17 protein-coding genes are annotated in these 20193 nt (G+C 62.3%); 11 read left to right on the top strand and 6 right to left on the bottom strand.

Annotated features, from left to right (window positions below; genetic code table 11):
- Positions 1 to 238: 238 nt before the first annotated feature.
- From J9892_RS04430 to guaA, 4 genes are all read left to right on the top strand, one after another.
- On the top strand, positions 239 to 1687 hold the full coding sequence (locus J9892_RS04430; protein WP_232048251.1) for an alpha-amylase family glycosyl hydrolase: 1449 nt from the start codon (positions 239 to 241) through the stop codon (positions 1685 to 1687).
- A 794-nt stretch (positions 1688 to 2481) separates the two neighbouring features.
- Positions 2482 to 3117, top strand: coding sequence for a YitT family protein (locus J9892_RS04425; protein WP_010674548.1), 636 nt, complete (start codon positions 2482 to 2484; stop codon positions 3115 to 3117).
- A 265-nt stretch (positions 3118 to 3382) separates the two neighbouring features.
- Positions 3383 to 4846 (top strand): IMP dehydrogenase, encoded by a 1464-nt coding sequence (gene guaB, locus J9892_RS04420; RefSeq protein ID WP_010674549.1) that lies wholly within the window; start codon positions 3383 to 3385, stop codon positions 4844 to 4846.
- Positions 4847 to 4930: 84 nt separating this feature from the next.
- Positions 4931 to 6520: a glutamine-hydrolyzing GMP synthase gene (gene guaA, locus J9892_RS04415; RefSeq protein ID WP_010674550.1), complete on the top strand. Its 1590-nt coding sequence runs from the start codon at positions 4931 to 4933 to the stop codon at positions 6518 to 6520.
- Positions 6521 to 6556: 36 nt separating this feature from the next.
- On the opposite strand, the gene J9892_RS04410 is transcribed toward guaA, so the two are convergent.
- The 4 genes from J9892_RS04410 to J9892_RS04395 all read right to left on the bottom strand — a co-directional run bounded on the left by J9892_RS04410 (position 6557) and on the right by J9892_RS04395 (position 9021).
- The gene (locus J9892_RS04410) at positions 6557 to 6958 is read right to left on the bottom strand and encodes a hypothetical protein (protein WP_162231286.1); all 402 of its coding nucleotides are present in this window, start codon (positions 6956 to 6958) and stop codon (positions 6557 to 6559) included.
- 385 nt (positions 6959 to 7343) lie between these two features.
- A complete protein-coding gene (locus tag J9892_RS04405) occupies positions 7344 to 7715 on the bottom strand; it encodes a DUF6616 family protein (protein WP_045524762.1) in 372 nt (123 codons plus the stop codon).
- Positions 7712 to 8494 carry a HEAT repeat domain-containing protein gene (locus J9892_RS04400; RefSeq protein WP_052814498.1) on the bottom strand — a complete coding sequence of 261 codons (783 nt, stop codon included), beginning with the start codon at positions 8492 to 8494 and terminating at the stop codon, positions 7712 to 7714. The genes J9892_RS04405 and J9892_RS04400 overlap by 4 nt, the downstream gene beginning before the upstream one ends.
- Positions 8491 to 9021: a MarR family transcriptional regulator gene (locus J9892_RS04395; protein ID WP_104452887.1), complete on the bottom strand. Its 531-nt coding sequence runs from the start codon at positions 9019 to 9021 to the stop codon at positions 8491 to 8493. The genes J9892_RS04400 and J9892_RS04395 overlap by 4 nt, the downstream gene beginning before the upstream one ends.
- A gap of 260 nt (positions 9022 to 9281) precedes the next feature.
- Here J9892_RS04395 and J9892_RS04390 point away from each other — a divergent pair, with 260 nt between their 5' ends.
- Together J9892_RS04390 and J9892_RS04385 are read left to right on the top strand one after the other, a co-directional pair.
- Entirely contained in the window at positions 9282 to 10652 is a 1371-nt protein-coding gene (locus tag J9892_RS04390) for a leucine-rich repeat-containing protein kinase family protein (RefSeq protein WP_210538016.1), read from the top strand.
- A 110-nt stretch (positions 10653 to 10762) separates the two neighbouring features.
- On the top strand, positions 10763 to 11410 hold the full coding sequence (locus J9892_RS04385) for a thiopurine S-methyltransferase (protein WP_039039037.1): 648 nt from the start codon (positions 10763 to 10765) through the stop codon (positions 11408 to 11410).
- A gap of 283 nt (positions 11411 to 11693) precedes the next feature.
- Here J9892_RS04385 and J9892_RS04380 read toward each other — a convergent pair whose 3' ends face one another.
- Positions 11694 to 14468, bottom strand: coding sequence for an insulinase family protein (locus J9892_RS04380; protein ID WP_210538015.1), 2775 nt, complete (start codon positions 14466 to 14468; stop codon positions 11694 to 11696).
- Positions 14469 to 14630: 162 nt separating this feature from the next.
- On the opposite strand from J9892_RS04380, the gene sixA reads away from it, so the two are divergent.
- The 3 genes from sixA to J9892_RS04365 all read left to right on the top strand — a co-directional run bounded on the left by sixA (position 14631) and on the right by J9892_RS04365 (position 16544).
- Positions 14631 to 15098 (top strand): phosphohistidine phosphatase SixA, encoded by a 468-nt coding sequence (gene sixA, locus J9892_RS04375; RefSeq protein WP_052814502.1) that lies wholly within the window; start codon positions 14631 to 14633, stop codon positions 15096 to 15098.
- Between the two features lie 133 nt (positions 15099 to 15231).
- Positions 15232 to 15438 (top strand): DUF1107 domain-containing protein, encoded by a 207-nt coding sequence (locus J9892_RS04370; RefSeq protein WP_005324080.1) that lies wholly within the window; start codon positions 15232 to 15234, stop codon positions 15436 to 15438.
- 185 nt (positions 15439 to 15623) lie between these two features.
- Positions 15624 to 16544, top strand: a complete 921-nt coding sequence (locus J9892_RS04365; RefSeq protein ID WP_104452888.1) for a DMT family transporter — start codon at positions 15624 to 15626, stop codon at positions 16542 to 16544.
- A gap of 50 nt (positions 16545 to 16594) precedes the next feature.
- On the opposite strand, the gene J9892_RS04360 is transcribed toward J9892_RS04365, so the two are convergent.
- Positions 16595 to 18211 (bottom strand): peptide ABC transporter substrate-binding protein, encoded by a 1617-nt coding sequence (locus tag J9892_RS04360; RefSeq protein ID WP_210538014.1) that lies wholly within the window; start codon positions 18209 to 18211, stop codon positions 16595 to 16597.
- A 143-nt stretch (positions 18212 to 18354) separates the two neighbouring features.
- On the opposite strand from J9892_RS04360, the gene J9892_RS04355 reads away from it, so the two are divergent.
- Positions 18355 to 18597: a hypothetical protein gene (locus J9892_RS04355; RefSeq protein WP_210538013.1), complete on the top strand. Its 243-nt coding sequence runs from the start codon at positions 18355 to 18357 to the stop codon at positions 18595 to 18597.
- Positions 18585 to 19619, top strand: a complete 1035-nt coding sequence (fbp, locus tag J9892_RS04350) for a class 1 fructose-bisphosphatase (protein WP_029314452.1) — start codon at positions 18585 to 18587, stop codon at positions 19617 to 19619. The genes J9892_RS04355 and fbp overlap by 13 nt, the downstream gene beginning before the upstream one ends.
- Positions 19620 to 20193 lie beyond the last annotated feature (574 nt).

Raw genomic sequence — 20193 nt, 5'->3', positions numbered from 1 at the left:
GGGACACGCCGTTTTAGCCTGTGGAGGCGCGGTGCAATCAGGCCGCCCGATGAAGCAGGAACCCGGTACTGCGCGAGCAGCTATCACCCAGTAATGGGGATCCCCCTCCTGTGACGCGAAGCGCTAAGGTGGGGGAGGATGTCAAGCCTACGACTTCTACCGGGTCGATCCCCGTCTGGAGTCGCCGGGGGCGGGTTACCGGGAGTTCATCCAGGCGGCCCACGCCAAGGGGCTCAAGGTGATCCAGGACGTGGTGCTCAACCACTCGAGCCAGTACGGCCTGCGCGGCAAGACCTGGATCGATCGCCTGCCCGTCAAATACTACGTACCGGCGGGGTCGAGCCAGGGACTCATCAACAATGGTCCCTATCAGGGCAATCTTGGGGACTACGCCAGTGCCAACCGCTGTGACGACGACAACCCGGCGGCTCCCGACTGGTACAAGGCCCGCTGCCAGTCGGATCCGGCGGGCACCCAGCCCCTGGTAGATCCCAAGACCGGCGCCACCGTGCCGAGCGCAGGCTACAACCCCAACCGCTTCTTCGGCATCGACGCCCAGACCCTGGATCCCGCCTGGTATCACCTGGACGGTTTCATGTCCGGCGGTGACTGGGAGAGCCCGCTTGCCCTGCAGCGCAAGCACATGGCGGGGGACTGCATCGACTTGGCCACCGGCAACCAGAACGTCAAGGACTACCTCAACGGCGCCATTCGTCAGTACCTCGACATGGGGGTCGATGCCATCCGTATCGATACCTTGAAGCACATCGAGCGGGACGAACTGCTGACCTATGTCCACGACTGGCAGGCCCACAAGCCGGGGCTGTTCGTCTTTGGCGAAAACCTGGTCAAGGGCACCGGATGGGGCTCTGAGCTGGCCAACGACAATGCCTCGGCGGTGATCCGCCCCTGGTGGTATACCCGCACAACGGCCAACCCGGCCAATCCCCGTGCAGGGGGCGATTCCGGCCTCTCGGTGCTGGACTTCTCACTGTTCTCCACCTTCCGTGACAACGTCGCCCGGGGGAACTTTGGCGGGGTAGGGGGGATCTTCGCCATGGACTGGGTCTATGGGGATGCCACCAAGCTCATCACCTTCTTCCAGAACCACGACGTGGGGCCGGACAACGACTTCAAGTACCGCTACGGCGGGGAAGAGGGCAATGCGGCCATGACCTACAACCTGCTCTGGACGGCGCGGGGGATCCCGACCCTCTACTACGGGGAGGAGGTGATGTTCCAGGCGGGCAAGCCCCAGGACATCGACGGGGCCACCATGACGGTGGATCAGACCGGTCGTGCCTACTACGGGGAGGTGCTGGACAACCCCGCCACCCCGAGCCACCCGCTCTATCAGCACATCAAGCGCCTGAACCAGATCCGCAAGGCGGTGCCCGCCCTGCAAAAGGCGCCCATGAGCCAGGTGAACGAGTGGGGGAGCGGCATCAGCTTCGTGCGTGATCTGAGCGCCCAAGGGAGCTACGCCGCCGTGGGCCTTGCGGCCAACTCGGCCCAGCAGATAAACCTGAGTGGCCTGAAGAACGGCACCTACACGGACGCGGTAACCGGTGCGAGCCAGAGCGTCAGCAACGGCAGCCTGAGCTTTGCGGTGCCCGCCTATTCGGCGCGGGTCTGGGTACTGAACGGCCCGGGCAAGGTCGGTGCTGACGGCAAATACCTCAAGTAAGGAAGCCCTGTCACAGGGAGCAGCGAGTCGGCCTTCGGGCCGACTTTTTTATTCTGCCTTCTGCCTATGCCTGAATGGATGCCCCATCCTGATGGGACTCTGGCTGGGGGGGCTGGTGGATGGGCAGGCCTGTGGACTCGCGACCAGCACGCTCATGGGAAGGGGGCTAGAGGGAAGGGAAGTAGTGCATCCGCCGCTCGAGTCACTTCATGCTCTGCATATTGCAGTGCTCGTGGCAGTGAGCAAAGCGGTGCCCATGTCGCCTTTGCGCCGCGGTGCAAGGCAAACTGTGCCACTCGGTTGATCTATATTGGTGCAATTGCACTTTATTGGTGCGCTCCATCCACATCCGCCCCTGGAGCCCGCCCCGAAGAAACACGCCGTATGGCCCTCGGGCTTACCCCATGACAGGCATCATCCATGCTGAAAAGCGGCATCGTATCGACATGATCTGCCGAAAAAACGGGCTGTGAAGGGGATACCACGAGGCCTTTCTCGGTGACTCGGGTAAACATGCTGCGCCACTGTGATGGCCGATCACTGAAGTGGTGCATTCGATCTGCACATTGCGCATTTATCAGAATTTAAATCCGATTATTTATGGTATCGCGGACTCTTGTTTTGATTGGCGCTCTTTTTGCTGTGCCTTGTCATCCCCACGATGGCGACATCAGGGGGCGGGGGACGCAAGATTGGGGGGGGACGGCAAGGTGAACGGGCCGCCGCCATCAGCCCCAACGCGGCCTGGTTGTCGGGCAACGGATGCCACCATCAAATCGGATCTAAGGAGTCATATGGAAGGTGAAATGACCATGCAGCCAGCGGCTGCGGGCAGGGGGCTGGCCCATACCCTCAAGGACGATGTCTACGGCATGGTGCTCGGGGTCATGTTTATCGCCGTGGGGCTCAATCTGCTCAAGTGTTCCGGCATGATCACCGGCGGCATCGCGGGCATCGCCCTGCTGATCGCCCATGTCAGCACCCTGCCCATCGGCGTGCTCTTCTTCCTGGTGAACCTGCCCTTCATGGTGTTCTGCTACGTCACCATGGGGCGCGCCTTCACCCTCAAGACGCTGATCGTCAACGTCGCCCTCTCGGCGGCCACCCAGGCGGTGCCGCTGCTGCTAACGGTGAGCTATGTCCATCCCCTGTTTGCCGCCCTGGTGGGGGGAACCTTCCTCGGCATGGGGGTCTTGTCTCTGGCGCGCCACAATGCCTCCGTGGGGGGCACCGGCGTGGTGACGCTCTGGCTGCAACGGCGCACCGGCATCAATGCGGGAAAGAGCCAGATGGTGCTGGATGTGCTGGTGTTTGCGCTCTCTCTGCTCACCCTGCCGCTTCCCCTGCTGCTCTGGTCAACCCTGAGTGCGCTGGCCATGAACGCCATGCTGATGAACTGGCACAAGCCGGGCCGCTATCAGGGGAACTGACCGCCGGTCTGGCTGACGGCTGTGAGTGGAAAAAAGGTCGTTCCGGGAGACTGGCGGCAGAAAGGGGCTCAACGGCAAAAAAGATCATCTTGTCGGGAAAAACGGCATGGTTACGGCTGAATTTATTGGTTTTTTGCCCTGTTGGTGGCGTTAAATCGGGCTACGCCATAAAAAATTCAAAAAACTTCTTTACCACTGCCCAATGCATGAGTAAAATTTGTCGGCAATATTTTACACCCCCACTCCTCAACGGTGAGATATTGCCATGCTCAGGATTGCCAAAGAAGCGCTGACCTTCGACGATGTACTGTTGGTTCCAGCCCACTCCACTGTTCTCCCCAATACCGCCGACCTGCGTACCAAGCTCACGTCTGCGATCACGCTGAATATCCCGATGATCTCCGCTGCCATGGACACAGTGACCGAAGCCCGTCTGGCTATCGCACTGGCCCAGGAAGGCGGTATCGGCTTCATTCACAAGAACATGTCCATCGAGCAGCAGGCTGCCGAAGTGCGCAAGGTCAAGAAGTACGAGAGCGGCGTGGTCAGCGACCCCGTTACCGTGCGCCCTGACATGACCATCGCCCAGATCAAGGAGCTGAGTCACAAGAACGGTTTCGCCGGTTACCCCGTGGTGACTGACGGCAACCAGCTGGTGGGCATCATCACCGGCCGTGACGTGCGCTTCGTCATCGATCTCTCCCAGACCGTCGAACAGATCATGACCCAGAAAGATCGTCTGGTGACCGTGCGTGAAGGGGCCCCTCGTGAAGAGGTGGTGGCTCTGATGCAAAAGCATCGCATCGAGAAGGTGCTGGTGGTCAACGGCGACTTCAAGCTCAAGGGCATGATCACCGTGAAGGACTTCCAGAAAGCCGAGCGCAAGCCCAACGCCTGTAAAGACGAGCGTGGCCGTCTGCGGGTCGGTGCCGCCGTCGGTGCCGGTGCCGGCAACGAAGAGCGCGTCGCCGCCCTGGTGGAAGCCGGTGTGGACGTGCTGCTGATTGACTCCTCCCACGGCCACTCCCAGGGCGTGCTGGATCGCATCAAGGCGACCCGTGAAGCCTATCCTGACCTGCAAATCATCGGCGGCAACGTCGCCACCGCCGCTGGCGCCAAGGCGCTGGTGGAAGCGGGTGTCAACGCCGTCAAGGTCGGTATCGGCCCGGGCTCCATCTGTACTACCCGTATCGTGACCGGCGTGGGCGTGCCCCAGATCACCGCCATCTCCGACGCCGTCGACGCCCTGGAAGGCACCGGCGTGCCGGTGATTGCCGATGGCGGCATCCGCTTCTCCGGTGACGTGGCCAAGGCCATCGCCGCGGGCGCAAGCTGCGTCATGGTGGGCTCCATGTTTGCCGGTACCGAAGAGGCGCCGGGCGAGATCGAGCTCTATCAGGGCCGCTCCTTCAAGTCCTACCGCGGCATGGGCTCTCTGGGTGCCATGTCCAAGGGCTCCAGCGACCGTTACTTCCAGACCGATAACGCCGCCGACAAGCTGGTGCCGGAAGGGATCGAAGGGCGCGTGCCGTACAAGGGCCGCCTCAAAGAGATCATCCACCAGCAGATGGGCGGCCTGCGCTCCTCCATGGGTCTGACCGGCAGCGCGACCATCGACGACATGCGCACCAAGGCCGAGTTCGTGCGCATCTCGGGCGCCGGGATGAAAGAGTCCCACGTTCACGACGTGACCATTACCAAAGAAGCCCCCAACTACCGGATGGGCTGATGAAACGGGGCTCTACGCCCCGTTTTTCCACCCTTTTTTTATCCCGTGCTTTTTGTGACAACATCAGCCTGATGCAGGAATAAAATGACTAAAGACATTCACGCCCACCGTATCCTTATCCTGGATTTCGGTTCCCAGTACACCCAGCTCATCGCCCGTCGCGTCCGTGAAATCGGCGTCTACTGCGAGCTGTGGGCCTGGGATGTAACCGAAGAGCAGATCCGCGAGTTCAACCCGAGCGGCATCATCCTCTCCGGCGGCCCGGAATCAGTGACCGAGGCGGGCAGCCCGCGCGCCCCCGAGTACGTGTTCAACGCCGGTGTGCCGGTGTTCGGTATCTGCTACGGCATGCAGACCATGTCCGAGCAGCTCGGCGGCAAGGTGCAGTCCTCCAACCTGCGTGAATTCGGCTACGCCCAGGTCGAAGTGCTGGGCCAGTCCGGCAAGACCAGCGCCCTCTTGCGCAACATCGAAGACGCCATTGCTGACAACGGCAATGCCCTGCTGGATGTCTGGATGAGCCACGGCGACAAGGTCACCGAGATCCCCGCCGGCTTCACCACCATCGCCCAGACCGCGACCTGCCCCCACGCCGCCATGGCCGACGAAGCCAAGCGCTTCTACGGCGTGCAGTTCCACCCGGAAGTGACCCACACCCGTCAGGGTGCCCGCATGCTGGAGCACTTCGTCAAGGACATCTGCGGCTGCGAGTGCCTCTGGACCCCGGCCACCATCATCGACGACGCCGTTGCCCGCATCCGCGAGCAGGTGGGTGACGACGAGGTGATCCTGGGCCTCTCCGGCGGCGTGGACTCCTCCGTGGTCGCCATGCTGGTGCACCGCGCCATCGGCGATCGCCTGACCTGTGTCTTCGTCGACAACGGCCTGCTGCGCCTGAACGAAGGCCAGCAGGTGATGGACATGTTCGGCGATCACTTCGGCCTGAACATCATCAAGGTCGACGCCGAAGAGCGCTTCCTCTCCGCTCTCGCGGGTATCGACGAGCCGGAAGCCAAGCGCAAGACCATCGGCCGCGTCTTCGTCGAAGTGTTCGACGACGAGTCCAAGAAGCTCAAGAACGCCAAGTGGCTGGCCCAGGGCACCATCTACCCGGACGTCATCGAATCCGCTGCCAGCAAGACCGGCAAGGCTCACGTCATCAAGTCCCACCACAACGTCGGCGGCCTGCCGGAAGAGATGAAGATGGGGCTGGTGGAGCCGCTGCGCGAGCTGTTCAAGGACGAAGTGCGCCGTGTCGGCCTCGAACTCGGCCTGCCCTACGACATGCTCTACCGTCACCCCTTCCCGGGTCCTGGCCTGGGCGTGCGTGTGCTTGGCGAAGTGAAGAAAGAGTACTGCGACCTGCTGCGCAAGGCTGACGCCATCTTCATCGAAGAGCTGCGCAAGGCCGACCTCTACAACCAGGTCAGCCAGGCGTTCGCCGTCTTCCTGCCGGTGCGCTCCGTCGGCGTCATGGGCGATGGCCGCAAGTACGACTGGGTCATTGCGCTGCGCGCCGTCGAGACCATCGACTTCATGACCGCCCACTGGGCTCACCTGCCGTACGACTTCCTCGGCCACGTGTCGAACCGCATCATCAACGAGATCAACGGCATCTCCCGCGTGGTGTACGACGTTTCCGGCAAGCCGCCCGCAACCATCGAATGGGAATAAGCGGTTAACGCCTCTCCCTGCGATCACGCAAAACTGTCAAAAAGGCGCCCTTGAGGCGCCTTTTCTTTTTCCAATCGTTTGCGAGAAAATTTTGCTCCTGGCGAAGGGGATAGAGGCCCTGTTGCCAACGTTGTCATGGTAAGTGCCCGAGTCGATAGGCAGAGCCTCATCTATCGCATCCACACAAGGCGGCAGGCTGTGGTTTCTCCGGGCAGGGGAAAGGCTTTGCTGCATAGCCTCTGAAGGCCATCCACGAGTGTTATGCCCAGAAAGGTAAGTGCCACTGTGTCCAGCATCAAACACTTCTTCAAAATCCCCCCAAGTGATAGCAGGCGCACCAGTTACCGTTTCAAATGCAAAACCACGGTGCCGCTGCCCAACCCGCTCCACGGGGAAGCCATGGTGCAGATCTTCCAATCCCTGGATGGGTCGGCTCATATCACCTCCATCACCCCGATCTGGGTGGGTTGCGGGGAGGGGGAGATCGCCTAACCGGTTTGCTCTAACAACCAGCAATAAGAAAGACGCCTTATGGCGTCTTTTCACCTCTGACTGTTGGTTTGAAAGCACTATGGCGGCGAACCTTTGTCACGACGACCCGGATCTTGCTCACTTGTGCCATCGCGATGGCTCATCACGGCATCAGGAGATATCAGCGTTTTTTGAAGGGAGTGGGAAGGAAGTGGGAAGGGAGCGGGGCTGTGGCGCCGCTTTCCCAGGTGGTGGTGACCTGGGTTTGCAAGGGCAGTGCATGGAAAACAGTGCCACCGGTGTCGGCAGCACTGACGCAAAGCCTGGTGGGATAACGCTCTTTTAGGGGTTATCAGGCCAGGGCGGGGCTGGATGTAGCGGCGCAGGGCAGGGCGGCCAACTGTGCAAGGTGCTCGCCCAGAGAGACCCCGGCGCCGGTGGCGTTGACCGTCTCGAAGTAGTCGTGCCAGCCCGATGCGGCTATCCCCTGGACGAGGGCCTCGATGGCTGCGGCATCCGGCCCGCGCCAGATGGCGAAGAAGGGGTGGGGCGCACCATGGAGGGTGGCAGCATCGGTCTCGCCCAGGGCGATGGGCTCCACCCCGAGGGCGGCGAGGTTGGCCATGCCTGTGCCAATGGCCTCGAAGAACTGCTGACGAGCCGTCTGGCTCAATGCCAGCCAGGCGGGAGTGGGGGTGTAGAGCTCTGTCAGATAGTGGGTCATAGGGGTTCCTTCGGGAGTTGGCCCTTGCGCAAGGTGCGCAAGGCGCGTTGACAAATCCGGGTTGTCGCGGGACTGGGGCTTTCGCGAGACCAGCGCGCGCAGAGGTCAGTGACCCACTGTGGCCTGTCTTTGCTCGCATCGTTCAGCCAGTTGGCAACGGAGTCCTGCACATAGAGGGCGGGATCGGCCTTGAGGGGCTCGAGCAGCATCAGGGCCTGCTCCGGCGCTTGTCGCAGGGACGCAAGATGGGTACACCAGACGCCGCGGGGCCGGGTCGCTTCGCTGGCAAAGCGTCGCAGCCGCTCGGACGGCTCCGCCGTCAAGGGCACCAGGGCGGCAATGGCCGCCTCCAGCTGCGCAGCAATGGTCGTTCGCATTGCGAGCCAGGCCCACTCGCGCACCCCAAAGTGCGGGTCATCGGCGAGGGGGCGAATGAGGGCCAGGCGGTCGCTGAGCGACAGTCCCTCGCTCGCGCCCACCATGAAACAGGCCCAGCCCCGCACGGTATCGGAGGGATGACGGCTGAGCGCCGCAAGATCCCTCGTGCCGTTCTCGGCCAGGAGCAGCCTGGCGGCCAGTGCCATGCGCCGGGTAATGCCCTCCCCGGATGCGGCGTGCATCGATGCCAGCGCCTGGGGCCCGAGCGAAGGCAGGGTGCACTGCATCAGGGCGGCAAAATCCACCGCTAGGCATTCGGTCAGGTTGCTTGCCTCAGCCTCTCCCCGGTTGAGCTGGGCGAGGCGTGAGGGGGCGATATCCGTGATGCGGCTGCGTGTCATGGGTGCTCCTCTGTGGCGGCCTCAGTGCAGCCTGCCCGGGATGAGATGACATTGAGCCAGGCCCGCTTGAGCAGGGCGCTCAGGGTTTCCCGCTCTGCCTGATCGAACCCGGCAAACAGGGAGCCTATCCACTGGCTGTGCTCATCGAGCAGGTGCTGCGCCAGGGCCTGGCCCTGCTCTGTCAGGCGCACCGAGATCTTTCGCCTGTCCAGGCTGTCGCTGTGGCGAGCCAACAGGCCGTCCCGTTGCAGCCCGTCGAGCAGGCCGGTGATGGTGGCCCGTGTGACCCCCGCCTTGTCGGCAAGCTCGTGGGGAGCCAACCCTTCTGGCAGGTCGCGCAGCAAAAACAGCAGCACGAACTTGCCTTCGGAGAGGCGGTGAGGGGCCAGGCGCGCCGCGCACGCCTGATCGATGGCAGCGGCGAGGGTCAACACCTCAAAGCAGACGCGCATGTTTTGGGTGTCCGCGTGTCCGCGGCGCTCTGCATCCTCGAGCAGGGCGAGGTGTTTCTGTTCCAGGGTGATCATGATGGTGAGTCTCGAATGACTTTGTATGGCGCCATACTATATGGCGCCAATCAAATGATCAACCACCCAAGCGCGCGACCGGAATGGTCCATGGCAACGGAGAGCGGGAGTGTGGCGATGGGGGGCCTTTGCAAGAGAAGGCGTTGCAAGAAAATCGGCCATCTTTGGCCGTCATTCCCTATAATGCCCCTCCTTTGTGGTCTGGGGGGAGTGTCCCGCAGTGAGCCACCGCAAGCCCGAATGTTGATAGAGACGATCCCATGCATACCCTGGAACAGCTTCGCGCAGGCGAACTCTGCGGCGCCCGCCACCTCAAACTTGCTGAAAACCTCGCGGTGTTCCCTCCCGAGATCCTGAGCCTCAAGGAGACCCTGGAGGTGCTGGATCTCACCGGCAACCAGCTGAGCGAGTTGCCTGACGCGCTGGCCGAATGCAAGAAGCTGCGCATCCTCTTCTGCTCCGAGAACAACTTCACCGAACTGCCCGAGGTGCTGGGGCGCTGCCCTGCGCTCACCATGGTGGGCTTCAAGGCCAACCGCATCGCGACCGTCCCGGCCACCTCCCTGCCCGCCAGATTGCGCTGGTTGATCCTGACCGACAATGCCATTGAACGACTGCCGGACGAGCTGGGGCAGTGTGACGCCCTGCAAAAGCTGATGCTCTCTGGCAACCGGCTACATGAGCTTCCCGAGACGCTTGCCGGTTGCCACCGTTTGGAGCTTTTGCGCATCGCCGCCAACCGCCTGCCAGCGCTGCCGAGCTGGCTGCCCTCGATGCCGCGTCTGTCCTGGCTGGCCTTTGCGGGCAACCCATTCTGTGATGAGCAGGCGTGTCTGAACGGCACATCGGAGCTCACTACCGAGATCCCCTGGCAGGCGCTCTCACTGGGGGATGTGCTCGGGGAGGGAGCATCCGGCGTCATCTATCGCGCCGAGTGGGCGGGTGCCGAAGGGCCCGGGGCGGTGGCGGTCAAGCTCTTCAAGGGGGCCGTCACCAGCGATGGCTTGCCCCTGAGCGAGATGACTGCGTCCCTGGCCGCCGGTCGTCATCCAAACCTGGTCGGTGTGATGGGGAGAGTGAGCGATCATCCCTCCGGCATCCCGGCACTGGTGATGCCCCTGATAGACCCCGCCTTCGCCACCCTGGCGGGCCCCCCGAGCCTGGACACCTGCACCCGGGATGTCTATGGGGAGGAGCTGAACTTCACCCCGGCCCAGGTGATGGCCATGGTGCAGGGGGTGGCTGCGGCCGCCCGGCACCTGCACGAGCGGGGCATCCTCCACGGCGATCTCTACGCGCACAACCTGCTGTACTCCTTGCAGCCCGCGATGCCTCACTCGTCGCAGGAGGCGCCGGGCCGGGTGCTGCTCGGTGACTTTGGTGCCGCCTCCTGTTACGACCGCGCCGATGAGGTGCTGGCCGGGCGGCTGGAGCGCCTGGAAGTGCGGGCCTTTGGCTGCCTGCTGGCCGAGCTGCTGGCGCGCTGTGATGGGAGGGACGCCGACCTTGACCCCCTTCATCGACTGGCCAGGAAGTGCGGCTTTGAGGTGCCTTCCCGGCGACCCACCTTCGCGCAGATCCTGACCCGGCTGGCAGCGATGGCGACAAGCCTGCCTGGGGTCGTGGCCTGAGCCCTGCCCATCGTGAGCCTTCTCGTGCACAGGGGCGGGATCATGGGGCTTGCGCCACTTCGGTGAAGTTGTGATAGTGATGCACCATTGCAGATGACGAGAGGAAGATGATGGAAGCGGCATTTTGGCACCAGAAGTGGAAAGAGAACCGGATTGGCTTTCATCAGGCAGATTTCAACCGCTGGCTGCAATCCTGGTGGTCAGCCCAGCAAGGGAGCGACCCCGTGCTGGTACCCCTTTGCGGCAAGTCCCGGGACATGCTCTGGCTGCGTGAGCAGGGGCATCCAGTGGATGGCTTCGAGCTCTCCGAGCTCGCCATTACCCAGTTTTTTGACGAGAACAACCTGAGTGCAGAGAGAAGCGAGGTGGGTCCCTATCAGTGCCACCGGCACGAGGATCTGCGCATCTATCAGGGGGACTTCTTCGCCGCCCCGGAGCTCGGGCAGCGTTATCGCCTGGTCTATGACAGGGCGGCCCTCATCGCCTTGCCGGGCGCCATGCGCCGCCAGTATGCCGCCCTGATGAGCCGCCTGGTGGAGGCGGGGGGGCAGGTGTTGCTGGTGACCCTCGAATATCAGCCCGAGCAGCAGCAACAGCCGCCGTTCTCGGTGGGGGAGATGGAGGTGCGCACCCTGTTTGAGCGCGACTTTGGTGTCGAGGTGCTGGGCCGGGGGGCTGAGCTGGATCACCCCAGGGTGCTCTCGGGGCAGCTCTCCTATTTCGACGAGGTAGCTTACCGGCTGATCCGCCGGGGCTGAGAAGGCGCGAGGCCGCTGCCAACGAGGGAAGTGGCGCTTGTTTTACCTCCTTTGACATAGATCAACGTGGAAAATCAGGGAAATGCCTAAGATGAGGCTGTTTCTCAATCACTGCTGGTGCCGACCGGTGAGCTCTGGTTTGAACGCCGGTCGAACATCAACCCAGTGTCTGATTTTCACGCTCATGTTCACTTTTGGCGGCTCTGGTCGCAATTGATTATGGTTTTTCCAGCCGACCCCACGGGGTCGGCTTTTTATTGTCTGCGCGTGGCCAACAGGGGAGTCAGCCTTCAAAGGTGGCGGCGTTGAGCCGAAATGCCCTGGGATCGTCGACAAACTGGCCGGTGATCCGCTCGTCGTGCTCGTGGCCCAGGCCATAGCTGCAGAGGATGAGGCGATCCGAGGTACGGGATCTCAGCTGGGTGATGAAGCGCACCAGATCGGCACGGCTGAGCTTGCCCACCTCCTCGCGTACCCGTTCGCGCTGATCAAAACCCAGATCCTTGTTGCCGATGCTGACCCAGAGCCGCTGGCCGCGGCTGCGCAGGTTGGCATCCCGCTCGCTGAGCTGGGCCTGCAACCCCGCCTTGCTCTCCTGCCACTGCTGCTCGGTGAACTCCAGCATGGCCAGCGGGAAGAGATCGATGAACTCCTCCACCGCGTCCAGCAGGATCTGCGGCCCCGCCACCGGCGACTGGATATAGAAGATGAGACCGGGATGGCGGTTGAGGGGCAGGTTGCCGGCTCCCACCACGTAACCGAGCTGCTGGCGGGTACGCAGCTCGTGGAAGAAGGTGGATGACATGATGTGGTTGGCCAGGGTGAAGCAGGCGAGATCCCGCGCCCGGGTGGTGCGCGACTGGTAGTAGACCAGCAGCGCCGAGTCCTCGTGATCGCACCCCTGTTCGCGAATGAGGGTACCTCTGTCCTGGATGGAGATGAGGGGGCGGCGGGTCTCGGCGCTGGGCTGGCTGTTGGCACCGAGGTGGCGCTCCAGCAGGGCCGCGAGTTCGAGGGCCTCGGCGGCCGTCCAGTCTCCGTGTACCAGGGCCTCCAGATGCACCCTGGCAAAGAGCTCGGAGACGAAGCCGGGCATCTCGCCGAGTTCGACGGTGCGCAGGTGGCGCAACAGCTGCTCGAAGGGCGGGTTATTGGGTTGCAGCAAACTGGTGAGCTGGTTGAACAACTGGGAGATGGGGCGGGTCTTGGACTGGTTCTCCCAGTTGCGGATAAGCTGCTCCTTGATCTCGCTAAAGCGGGCCGGATCCGGATACCCCAGGGTGCGGTTGCCGAGGATCATGTCGAGCAGCAGCGGTTGCTTGTCGGCAAAGCCGCTGAGGTTGATGGTAAAGCCCCCCTGATGGGCATAAATCTGGTAGCCAAGGCCCGCGAGCTCCGCCGGGTAGGTGAGGGCGTTGAGGTGATCCGTGAGCAGTTCCACGGCCAGACGCGCCATGGCGATGTGACGCGGGCTCTTGACCGCATGTTCGCTGTCGACGGAGATGTAAAGGCTGCCCTTGGGCACGCTGAACTGATGCTCGTGCAGGTGCCAGAGCCGGAAACCGGGCCTGTCGATGAGGCAGGACGGCATGTCGGCGGGCAGCGCCGGCAGACGGGCGTCGAGGCGGGTGCTGATGAAGGGGTTGGGCGCCGGCAGGTGCAGGGCGGGATCCGGTTCACTCTGCTGCCAGCGGATCTTCTCGGCTTCGCTGATGATCTGGACGCTGTAGGGTGTCTGGTACCAGCGGGCGAGGCGATCCGTGCTCGCTTCCGGGGCCTGGATGGTCACCCGCAGGTTGTGGGGCGTCAGCTTGGCGAGGAAGCGCCGGATCAGCGGCTCATCGAACTCGCGCATCATGTAGTCGCCATAGAGCAGATCGTCCGGCCCGTAGCTGAACAGGTTGAGCACGAGGCCGGAGACGGTGTCGAGGGCCCGGCCCCGCTCCTGGAAGCGGAAGGCGGATTCCAGCACGCTGCGCTTCTCCTCATAGCGCCAGGCCTGCACCCCGCCCCGCTCGATGAGCTTCAGATAGCCAAACAGGGCGGCGATGATCTCGTCCACATGCTCAAGCCCAAGGGGGGTGAGGCCAAAGCTCACGCCAAAGTCCTTGAAGTTGGCGCCGCTGATGCCGCCGCCGGCGGCGAGCTGATTGACCCAGCCTCGTCCCTTGAGCAGAGAGAGCAGGCTGCCTTCCCCCTCATAGCCGATGAGGTGGCTCAGGAAGGTGAGGGGTTTTTTGTCGTAATACTCATCCACGCACGGCAGCGGGAAGGTCAGCGCCAGCTTGCGGGTCTCCTTGACCGGGGTCAGCTGGATGCGAATGCCGAGATCATCGAGTCGGTAGAGAGGATGGCTCAGTACCGGAGGGCCGAGGCGGCGATCCGGAATGGCACCAAAGAAGCGATCACACCAGGCCAGCTGGGTCTCGATGGGTGCCGGTGAAAGCATGACCAGCGCCATGCGATCCGCACTGTAGTGGGTTTCGTAGAACGCAATGAGGTCCGAGCGCAGATCCCGGCCGGGGAGATCCGCCAGGGTATCGAGGTTGCCCACCGAGAATTTGGAGAAGGGGTGGTCCGGATTGACCGTCTCCTTGTGCACCTGGTAGCTGCGGCGCACGTCGTCCTGCAGCTTGAGGCGGTACTCGGAGTCCACCGCGTTGCGCTCCTTGTCGACCCACTCCGGTGCAAAGGTGGGGCAGATGAAGAACTGGGAGAACCGGTCGAGCCCCGCCTCGAAGAAGCCGTTGTCGATGTCGAAGAAGAAGTTGGTGAACTCGGTGCCAGTCCAGGCGTTGTTGCTGCCCCCGTGACGGCTCATGAATTGCTGGTATTCACCGGGTTTGGGGTAGGTGCGGGTACCGAGAAACAGCATATGCTCGAGGAAATGGGCCATGCCCTGGCGATCCGCAGGATCGTCGAAGTGGCCGGTATTCACCGCCAGGGAGGCGGCGGATTTGTCGGTCTCGGGATCGCAGATCAACAGGACCCTGAGCCGGTTCGCCAGCTCCAGATAGTGATACTGCCGATGGTCGTTGGGACTGGCATATGGGCTCATTGGGGCGTGACTCGCGGTGAATTTATTTGAATTTAAACATGATTATCGACCTCGCTATCTCACGAGGCAAACCCTTTTCTGAGAGGTAGCGCAATTGTTTCCCCCGGCATGGCGGGGTAAGATCCCCCGGCTATTTAAACAGGCCCCCTGGGCGAGGTTGTAATGAAAATCTACATCATGCGTCATGGCCAGGCTGGCATGAACGCAAAGACTGATGAACAGCGTCCACTGACCGAACAAGGCATCGAAGAGTCCATCCACATGGCGGGCTGGCTGGCTCCCCAGCTGACCGGCTCCCTGAGCCTGGTGATCCACAGCAACTACCTGCGTGCCAGACAGACCTGGCAGGCCATCGCCCCCGAGCTGCCCGAGGCCCTCAAGATCGAGGAGAGTGGCGAGATCACCCCCTATGGCGATCCGGCCTTCGTGGCGAGCTACCTCACCGCGCTGGCGGCGGAGCATGACAACATCCTGATGGTCAGCCACCTGCCGCTGGTGGGGTATCTGGTCCAGAGTCTCTGCCCGGCAGCAGGGGCGCCCATGTTCGCGACGTCCGGGCTGGCCTGCATCGAATGGCAAGATGGCAAAGGAGTCTTGCTCTGGCTGGAAGGACCGCATACAATACGGTAAAAGTTAATAATAAGTTACAGTTTGGTTTTTTGGGGAAGAGAGAGTCGAATTTTCCGGTTTTTTATATAAATTTAACGGAATTATTTCGCATAAGCTGCTGTCATACGGATACAACTTCAAGAGGTTGCAAACGATGAGAGTGTTCAAGAAGTACCTGCCACTGATGGTGGCAAAACATGTCAAAACCTTCTTCAAGGGGCGGATTTACATCCACGGCAGGGGGCGCTTCGATTTCCAGTCGGGCTTGCTGATGATGCCATTGCAAGCCGACATTCCCCATCGCCAGACGGTGCTCGAGGTCAATGAACTGATTTCAAGGCTCCACATGGATGCCGCCTGAGGCGCCTCAGGCTGACCCTGGTCCCCCTCATGCCCGCCCCTGTGCGGGCATGATTGTTGATGGCGCCTGGGCGCGGCGCCAACCGTTCGCGTCATGGCGCTTCTTCCTGCGTTGGCAGGCTTGCTTATCCTGATTGCCTCTCTATACTCGCGCGCAATACCCGCCTTTTTATTCTGGATATCGCAATGCCCCTTGCCTTCCTGTTTCCCTTCTCCTGCATGGCCATCTGGGCTGGCAATGGCATCGTCAGCAAGCTGGCGGTCGGGGTGTTGTCTCCAGCAGCGCTCGCCTGGTCGCGCTGGATGGTGGCGGCCCTGGTGCTGACCCCGTTTCTGGCTCACCGGGCCTGGCGCGAGCGCCGCAAACTGCGGGCCGGTTTCTCGAAGCTGGCGGTGCTGGCCCTGCTCGGGATGGTCTTGAACCAGACCTTTGGCTATTACGCGGCCCAGACCCTGGGGGCCACCGAGATTGGCCTGATGATGGGACTGACCCCCTTGATGACGGTGCTGCTCAGCATCTGGTTGCTGCGCGAGCGGCCCACCTGGGGGGCGCTGCTGGGAGGCGCCATCTCCATTCTGGGGCTGGCGATTTTGTTGGGGCAGGGGGATCCGGCCCGGCTGCTGACCCAGGGCATCCATATCGGTTCCGTCTACATGCTGCTCTCGGCGGCCACCTATGCGCTCTACAGCGTGCTGCTCAAGCGCTGGGATCTGGGGCTGGACAACTGGTCCATGCTCTACGGTCAGGTGCTGTGCAGCCTCCTGTTCCTCACCCCCTTCTATCTGCTGGTGGACGGGCACTGGCCCGATGGCAGCGCCCTCTGGCTCATCCTCTATGCGGGGATCCCGACCTCGGCCCTCTCGCCCTGGCTCTGGATGCAGGGCATTGCCCTGCTCGGGGCGAGCCGCACCGCCATCTTCATGAACCTGTTGCCGGTGATGACGGCCGCCCTTGCCATCAGCTGGCTCGGGGAGCGGCTCACCAGCTATCACCTCATCGGTGGCGGCATGACCCTGATGGGGGTGCTGCTGGCGCAGTTGCTGGTGAGGCCCGTGACGGTGCGAAGGGGCGCCCGGCTCGCGGTGGCGGGCTGTCAGGAAAAGTAGGATAAAAAAAGACCGCCCTCGAGGCGGTCTTTTTGGTTCGGTGCCCAGCGTCACTGCGCCGTCAGATAGAGATCCTTGGCATAGACAAGGTCTTGCGGGTTCTGGTAGGGGTAGCCCTTGACGTTGGGTTTGAGCAGCCGTGATTTCACGTAGAAGTAGACAGGGGCGATGGGGGCCTCCTCGTCGATCAGCACCTCGGCCTGCTGATAGAGGCGGTTGCGCTCGGCGGGGTCCTTGGCGTCGTGGGCCTTGGCCAGGAGGGCGTCGTACTCCTTGTTGAACCACTTGCCGCTGTTGGCGCTGCTGCTGGAGGTCATGATGTCGAGGAAGGTGGAGGCATCGTTGTAGTCTCCGTTCCAGGAGTAGCGGCTCACCCCGAAGTCACCCTCGTTCAGGGCCGACACCATGGTCTTCCACTCCATGTTGTTGAGCTCCGCCTTGACCCCCAGGTTGTGCTTCCACATGGAGGAGATGGCGAGCGCTATCTTCTTGTGCCCCTCGTTGGTGTTGTAGAGGATGTCCACCGTCAGCGGCTTGTCAGGGCCGTAACCCGCCTCGCCAAGCAGCGCCTTGGCCTGCTTGATGCGCTCTTCCTTGCTCATCAGCTCGCTGGCGGGGCGTTTGAGCTCGAAGCCGTCCACGCTCGGCGGGGTCAGGCTGAAGGCGGAGAGCTGCCCCTGTCCCAGGATCTTCTCCGTGATGGTGTCCCGGTCGATGGCAAGAGACAGTGCCTTGCGCACCCTGACGTCGTCAAAGGGTTTGCGCTGGGTGTTGAAGACGTAGTAGTAGGTGGCGAGCATGGGGGCGCTCACCAGCTCCTCCGGGCTCTGGCGCTTGATCTGCTGATACTGCTCCAGGGGATAGGTGGTGTAGTGCAGCTCGCTCGCACGATAGCGGTTGTAGGCCGCGGTATCGGAGACGATCTCCAGATAGATCACCTTGTTCAGCACGGTGTGCTCGTTGTCCCAGTAGTGGGGGTTGCGCTCGGCGATGAGGCGCTCGTTCGGGGTCCACTCCTTGAGGGCGAAGGCGCCGTTGGAGACGATGTTGGCCGGTTTGACCCACTCATGACCGAACTTCTCGATGGTGGCCTTGGGCGCCGGGAAGGTGGTGTAGTGGGAGAGGGTCTTGAGGAAGAAGGGGACCGGGTTTTTCAGGGTGATCTGCAGGGTGTAGTCATCGAGCGCCTTGATCCCCAGGGCATCCGGGCTCTGCTTGCCCTGCACCACGTCGCTGGCATTGGCGACGCCGGTCAGCTCGATGAACCAGGCGTAGTTGGAGGCGTTCTTGGGGTCCGCCGCCCGCTGCCAGCCATAGACGTAGTCCGCCGCCGTCACCGGCTCGCCATTGGACCATTTGGCATCGGGTCTGAGCTTGAAGGTGTAGACGGTGCCCGTGGCATCGAGCTCGTAGCCAAGGGCGCCCGCCGCCTGCAGCTTGCCGTTGCCATCCAGGGTATAGAGCCCCTCGAACAGATCGTTGACGACGTCGCTGCCCGCGCTCTCTTCCACCATCTGGGGATCGATGGAGGCAGGCTCGGTGCCGATGTTGCGCACGAACACTTGCTGGGCGGCTGGCAGAAGCTGGGTGCCTTCAGGCACCTGGGCGGCGAGGACGGGGAGGGTGAGCAGAGCGGCAACCACCCCGGCGATAAGTGACTTTTTCATTGAATATCCTTATGTTTTTTTGCTTCCAAAGCGCAGCCAGTGTGCGGGATTGGGGGGCAGATCTCAAGAGGGGCGCCTCTGGCGCAACATTGCCGGGCGCCAGGGGGAGCAAGGTGGGCAGCCGCGTCGGCCAGGATGCATTCTTGTCACGAATTAACCTCCCAAAAGATGCCGGATGGCACCCTTGTTTCACGGCGAAAGCCCGTGGTGGCGCGGTTTTCTGGCGATTTAAAGAACGGCTTAATTCGCTGCAAAAACAAAAAACAGGCGTTACATTGGGTTACAAAACAACGCTGCCGGGGATCGGCACTTTTTTTGCCGACACTTGCAAACGTTTTCAACGGCCAACGGAAACGATCTTAAAGGAACAAGAATGCGAAACATGATCACCATGGGCGAGTTCATCGTCAAAAAGCAGGCGGACTACCCGACCGCGACCGGCGAGCTGACCTCCTTGCTCAGCTCCATCCGCCTGGCCGCCAAGGTGGTGAACCGGGAGATCAACAAGGCGGGTCTGGCGGACATCATCGGCTCCATCGGCGCCGAAAACGTGCAGGGCGAGGTGCAGCAGAAGCTGGACGTCTATGCCAACGAGCGCTTCAAGGCGGCGCTGGAGGCCCGTGGCGAGGTGTGCGGCATGGCCTCTGAGGAGGAGGAGGACTTCGTCTCCTTCGATTCCGAGCTCTCTCGTCACTCCAAGTACGTGGTGCTGATAGACCCCCTCGACGGCTCCTCCAACATCGACGTCAACGTCTCGGTCGGGACCATCTTCTCCATCTACCGCCGGGTCAGCAAACCGGGCGCCGGGGTCACTCTGGAGGACTTCCTGCAGCCGGGTCACCGTCAGGTCGCGGCGGGCTACGTGGTCTACGGCTCCTCCACCATGCTGGTCTACACCACCGGCTTTGGGGTCAACGGCTTCACCTATGACCCCTCCATCGGCTGCTTCTGCCTCTCCCACGAGAACATCCGCATTCCGGAGGAGGGCAAGATCTACTCCATCAACGAGGGCAACTACATCAAGTTCCCGGACGGGGTGAAGAAGTACCTGAAATACTGCCAGGAGCGTGACGAGGCGACTCACAGGCCCTATACCTCCCGCTACATCGGCTCCCTGGTGTCGGATTTCCACCGCAACCTGCTCAAGGGGGGCATCTACATCTACCCGTCCGGCACCAACTCCCCGAACGGCAAGCTGCGCCTGCTCTATGAGTGCAACCCCATGGCCTTCCTGGTGGAGCAGGCCGGTGGCAAGGCGTCCGATGGCTTTGGCCGCATCATGGACATCCAGCCTACCGCTCTGCACCAGCGCACCCCCTACTTCGTCGGGTCCACCAGGATGGTGGAGCGGGCCGAGGCCTTCATGCGGGAGTTCTCCGCCCACGAGGATCCGGCCAACCAGGGCTGAGCCCGGGCCAGCGTCCCTTCGTCACGGGAGCCGTCAAGGCTCCCGTTTTTATTGGCGTGCAGGCGGGTGTAGCCAGGTTGATATGCTGACGGACTGACGGACTGACGGACTGACGGACTGACGGACTGACGGACTGACGGACTGACGGACTGACGGACTGACGGACTGACGGACTGACGGACTGACGGACGGACTGACGGACGGACTGATGGACTGACGCGGCGCCTCGGTTGTCGCGGTGCAATGGCTGGTGGCCCCCTGGCCGGGATGCCTGGCCTGGATACCTGGTCTGGATACGTGGGCGGGATAAATACGGCACGGGCCATCTGCGGGGCTATCGAGGCGCGTTGAACCCGTTTTTTGCCCACGATCATCCCCACATCCATCTGTTTTTCAGATGGGTTATGACTCAATGTATCGTATCAAAAGATGGATTCGGCGGCAAAATGGTGCTGCCAGAAGGGCGAACCGAGGCGTCGGGGGCAAGAAGGCGGGCCGGGGGCGAGATGCCGCCCCTTGCCAGCAACGAAACGGGAGCCCTGGGGCTCCCGTTGTTGTAGGCGGCAGGTCGCGC

It is taken from the genome of Aeromonas sp. Prich7-2 (genome assembly GCF_017939255.1).
Classification (GTDB): Bacteria; Pseudomonadota; Gammaproteobacteria; order Enterobacterales; family Aeromonadaceae; genus Aeromonas; species Aeromonas caviae.
This window is presented reverse-complemented; position numbering and strand designations above follow the sequence as displayed.

What these genes read in the sequence shown, in the direction of transcription:
- J9892_RS04425 (WP_010674548.1), top strand. Translation starts at nt 2,482, where the DNA reads ATGGAAGGTGAAATGACCATGCAGCCAGCGGCTGCGGGCAGGGGGCTG.
- guaB (WP_010674549.1), top strand. Translation starts at nt 3,383, where the DNA reads ATGCTCAGGATTGCCAAAGAAGCGCTGACCTTCGACGATGTACTGTTG.
- guaA (WP_010674550.1), top strand. Translation starts at nt 4,931, where the DNA reads ATGACTAAAGACATTCACGCCCACCGTATCCTTATCCTGGATTTCGGT.
- J9892_RS04410 (WP_162231286.1), bottom strand. Translation starts at nt 6,958, where the DNA reads ATGAGCCGACCCATCCAGGGATTGGAAGATCTGCACCATGGCTTCCCC.
- J9892_RS04405 (WP_045524762.1), bottom strand. Translation starts at nt 7,715, where the DNA reads ATGACCCACTATCTGACAGAGCTCTACACCCCCACTCCCGCCTGGCTG.
- J9892_RS04400 (WP_052814498.1), bottom strand. Translation starts at nt 8,494, where the DNA reads ATGACACGCAGCCGCATCACGGATATCGCCCCCTCACGCCTCGCCCAG.
- J9892_RS04395 (WP_104452887.1), bottom strand. Translation starts at nt 9,021, where the DNA reads ATGATCACCCTGGAACAGAAACACCTCGCCCTGCTCGAGGATGCAGAG.
- J9892_RS04390 (WP_210538016.1), top strand. Translation starts at nt 9,282, where the DNA reads ATGCATACCCTGGAACAGCTTCGCGCAGGCGAACTCTGCGGCGCCCGC.
- J9892_RS04385 (WP_039039037.1), top strand. Translation starts at nt 10,763, where the DNA reads ATGGAAGCGGCATTTTGGCACCAGAAGTGGAAAGAGAACCGGATTGGC.
- J9892_RS04380 (WP_210538015.1), bottom strand. Translation starts at nt 14,468, where the DNA reads ATGAGCCCATATGCCAGTCCCAACGACCATCGGCAGTATCACTATCTG.
- sixA (WP_052814502.1), top strand. Translation starts at nt 14,631, where the DNA reads ATGAAAATCTACATCATGCGTCATGGCCAGGCTGGCATGAACGCAAAG.
- J9892_RS04370 (WP_005324080.1), top strand. Translation starts at nt 15,232, where the DNA reads ATGAGAGTGTTCAAGAAGTACCTGCCACTGATGGTGGCAAAACATGTC.
- J9892_RS04365 (WP_104452888.1), top strand. Translation starts at nt 15,624, where the DNA reads ATGCCCCTTGCCTTCCTGTTTCCCTTCTCCTGCATGGCCATCTGGGCT.
- J9892_RS04360 (WP_210538014.1), bottom strand. Translation starts at nt 18,211, where the DNA reads ATGAAAAAGTCACTTATCGCCGGGGTGGTTGCCGCTCTGCTCACCCTC.
- fbp (WP_029314452.1), top strand. Translation starts at nt 18,585, where the DNA reads ATGCGAAACATGATCACCATGGGCGAGTTCATCGTCAAAAAGCAGGCG.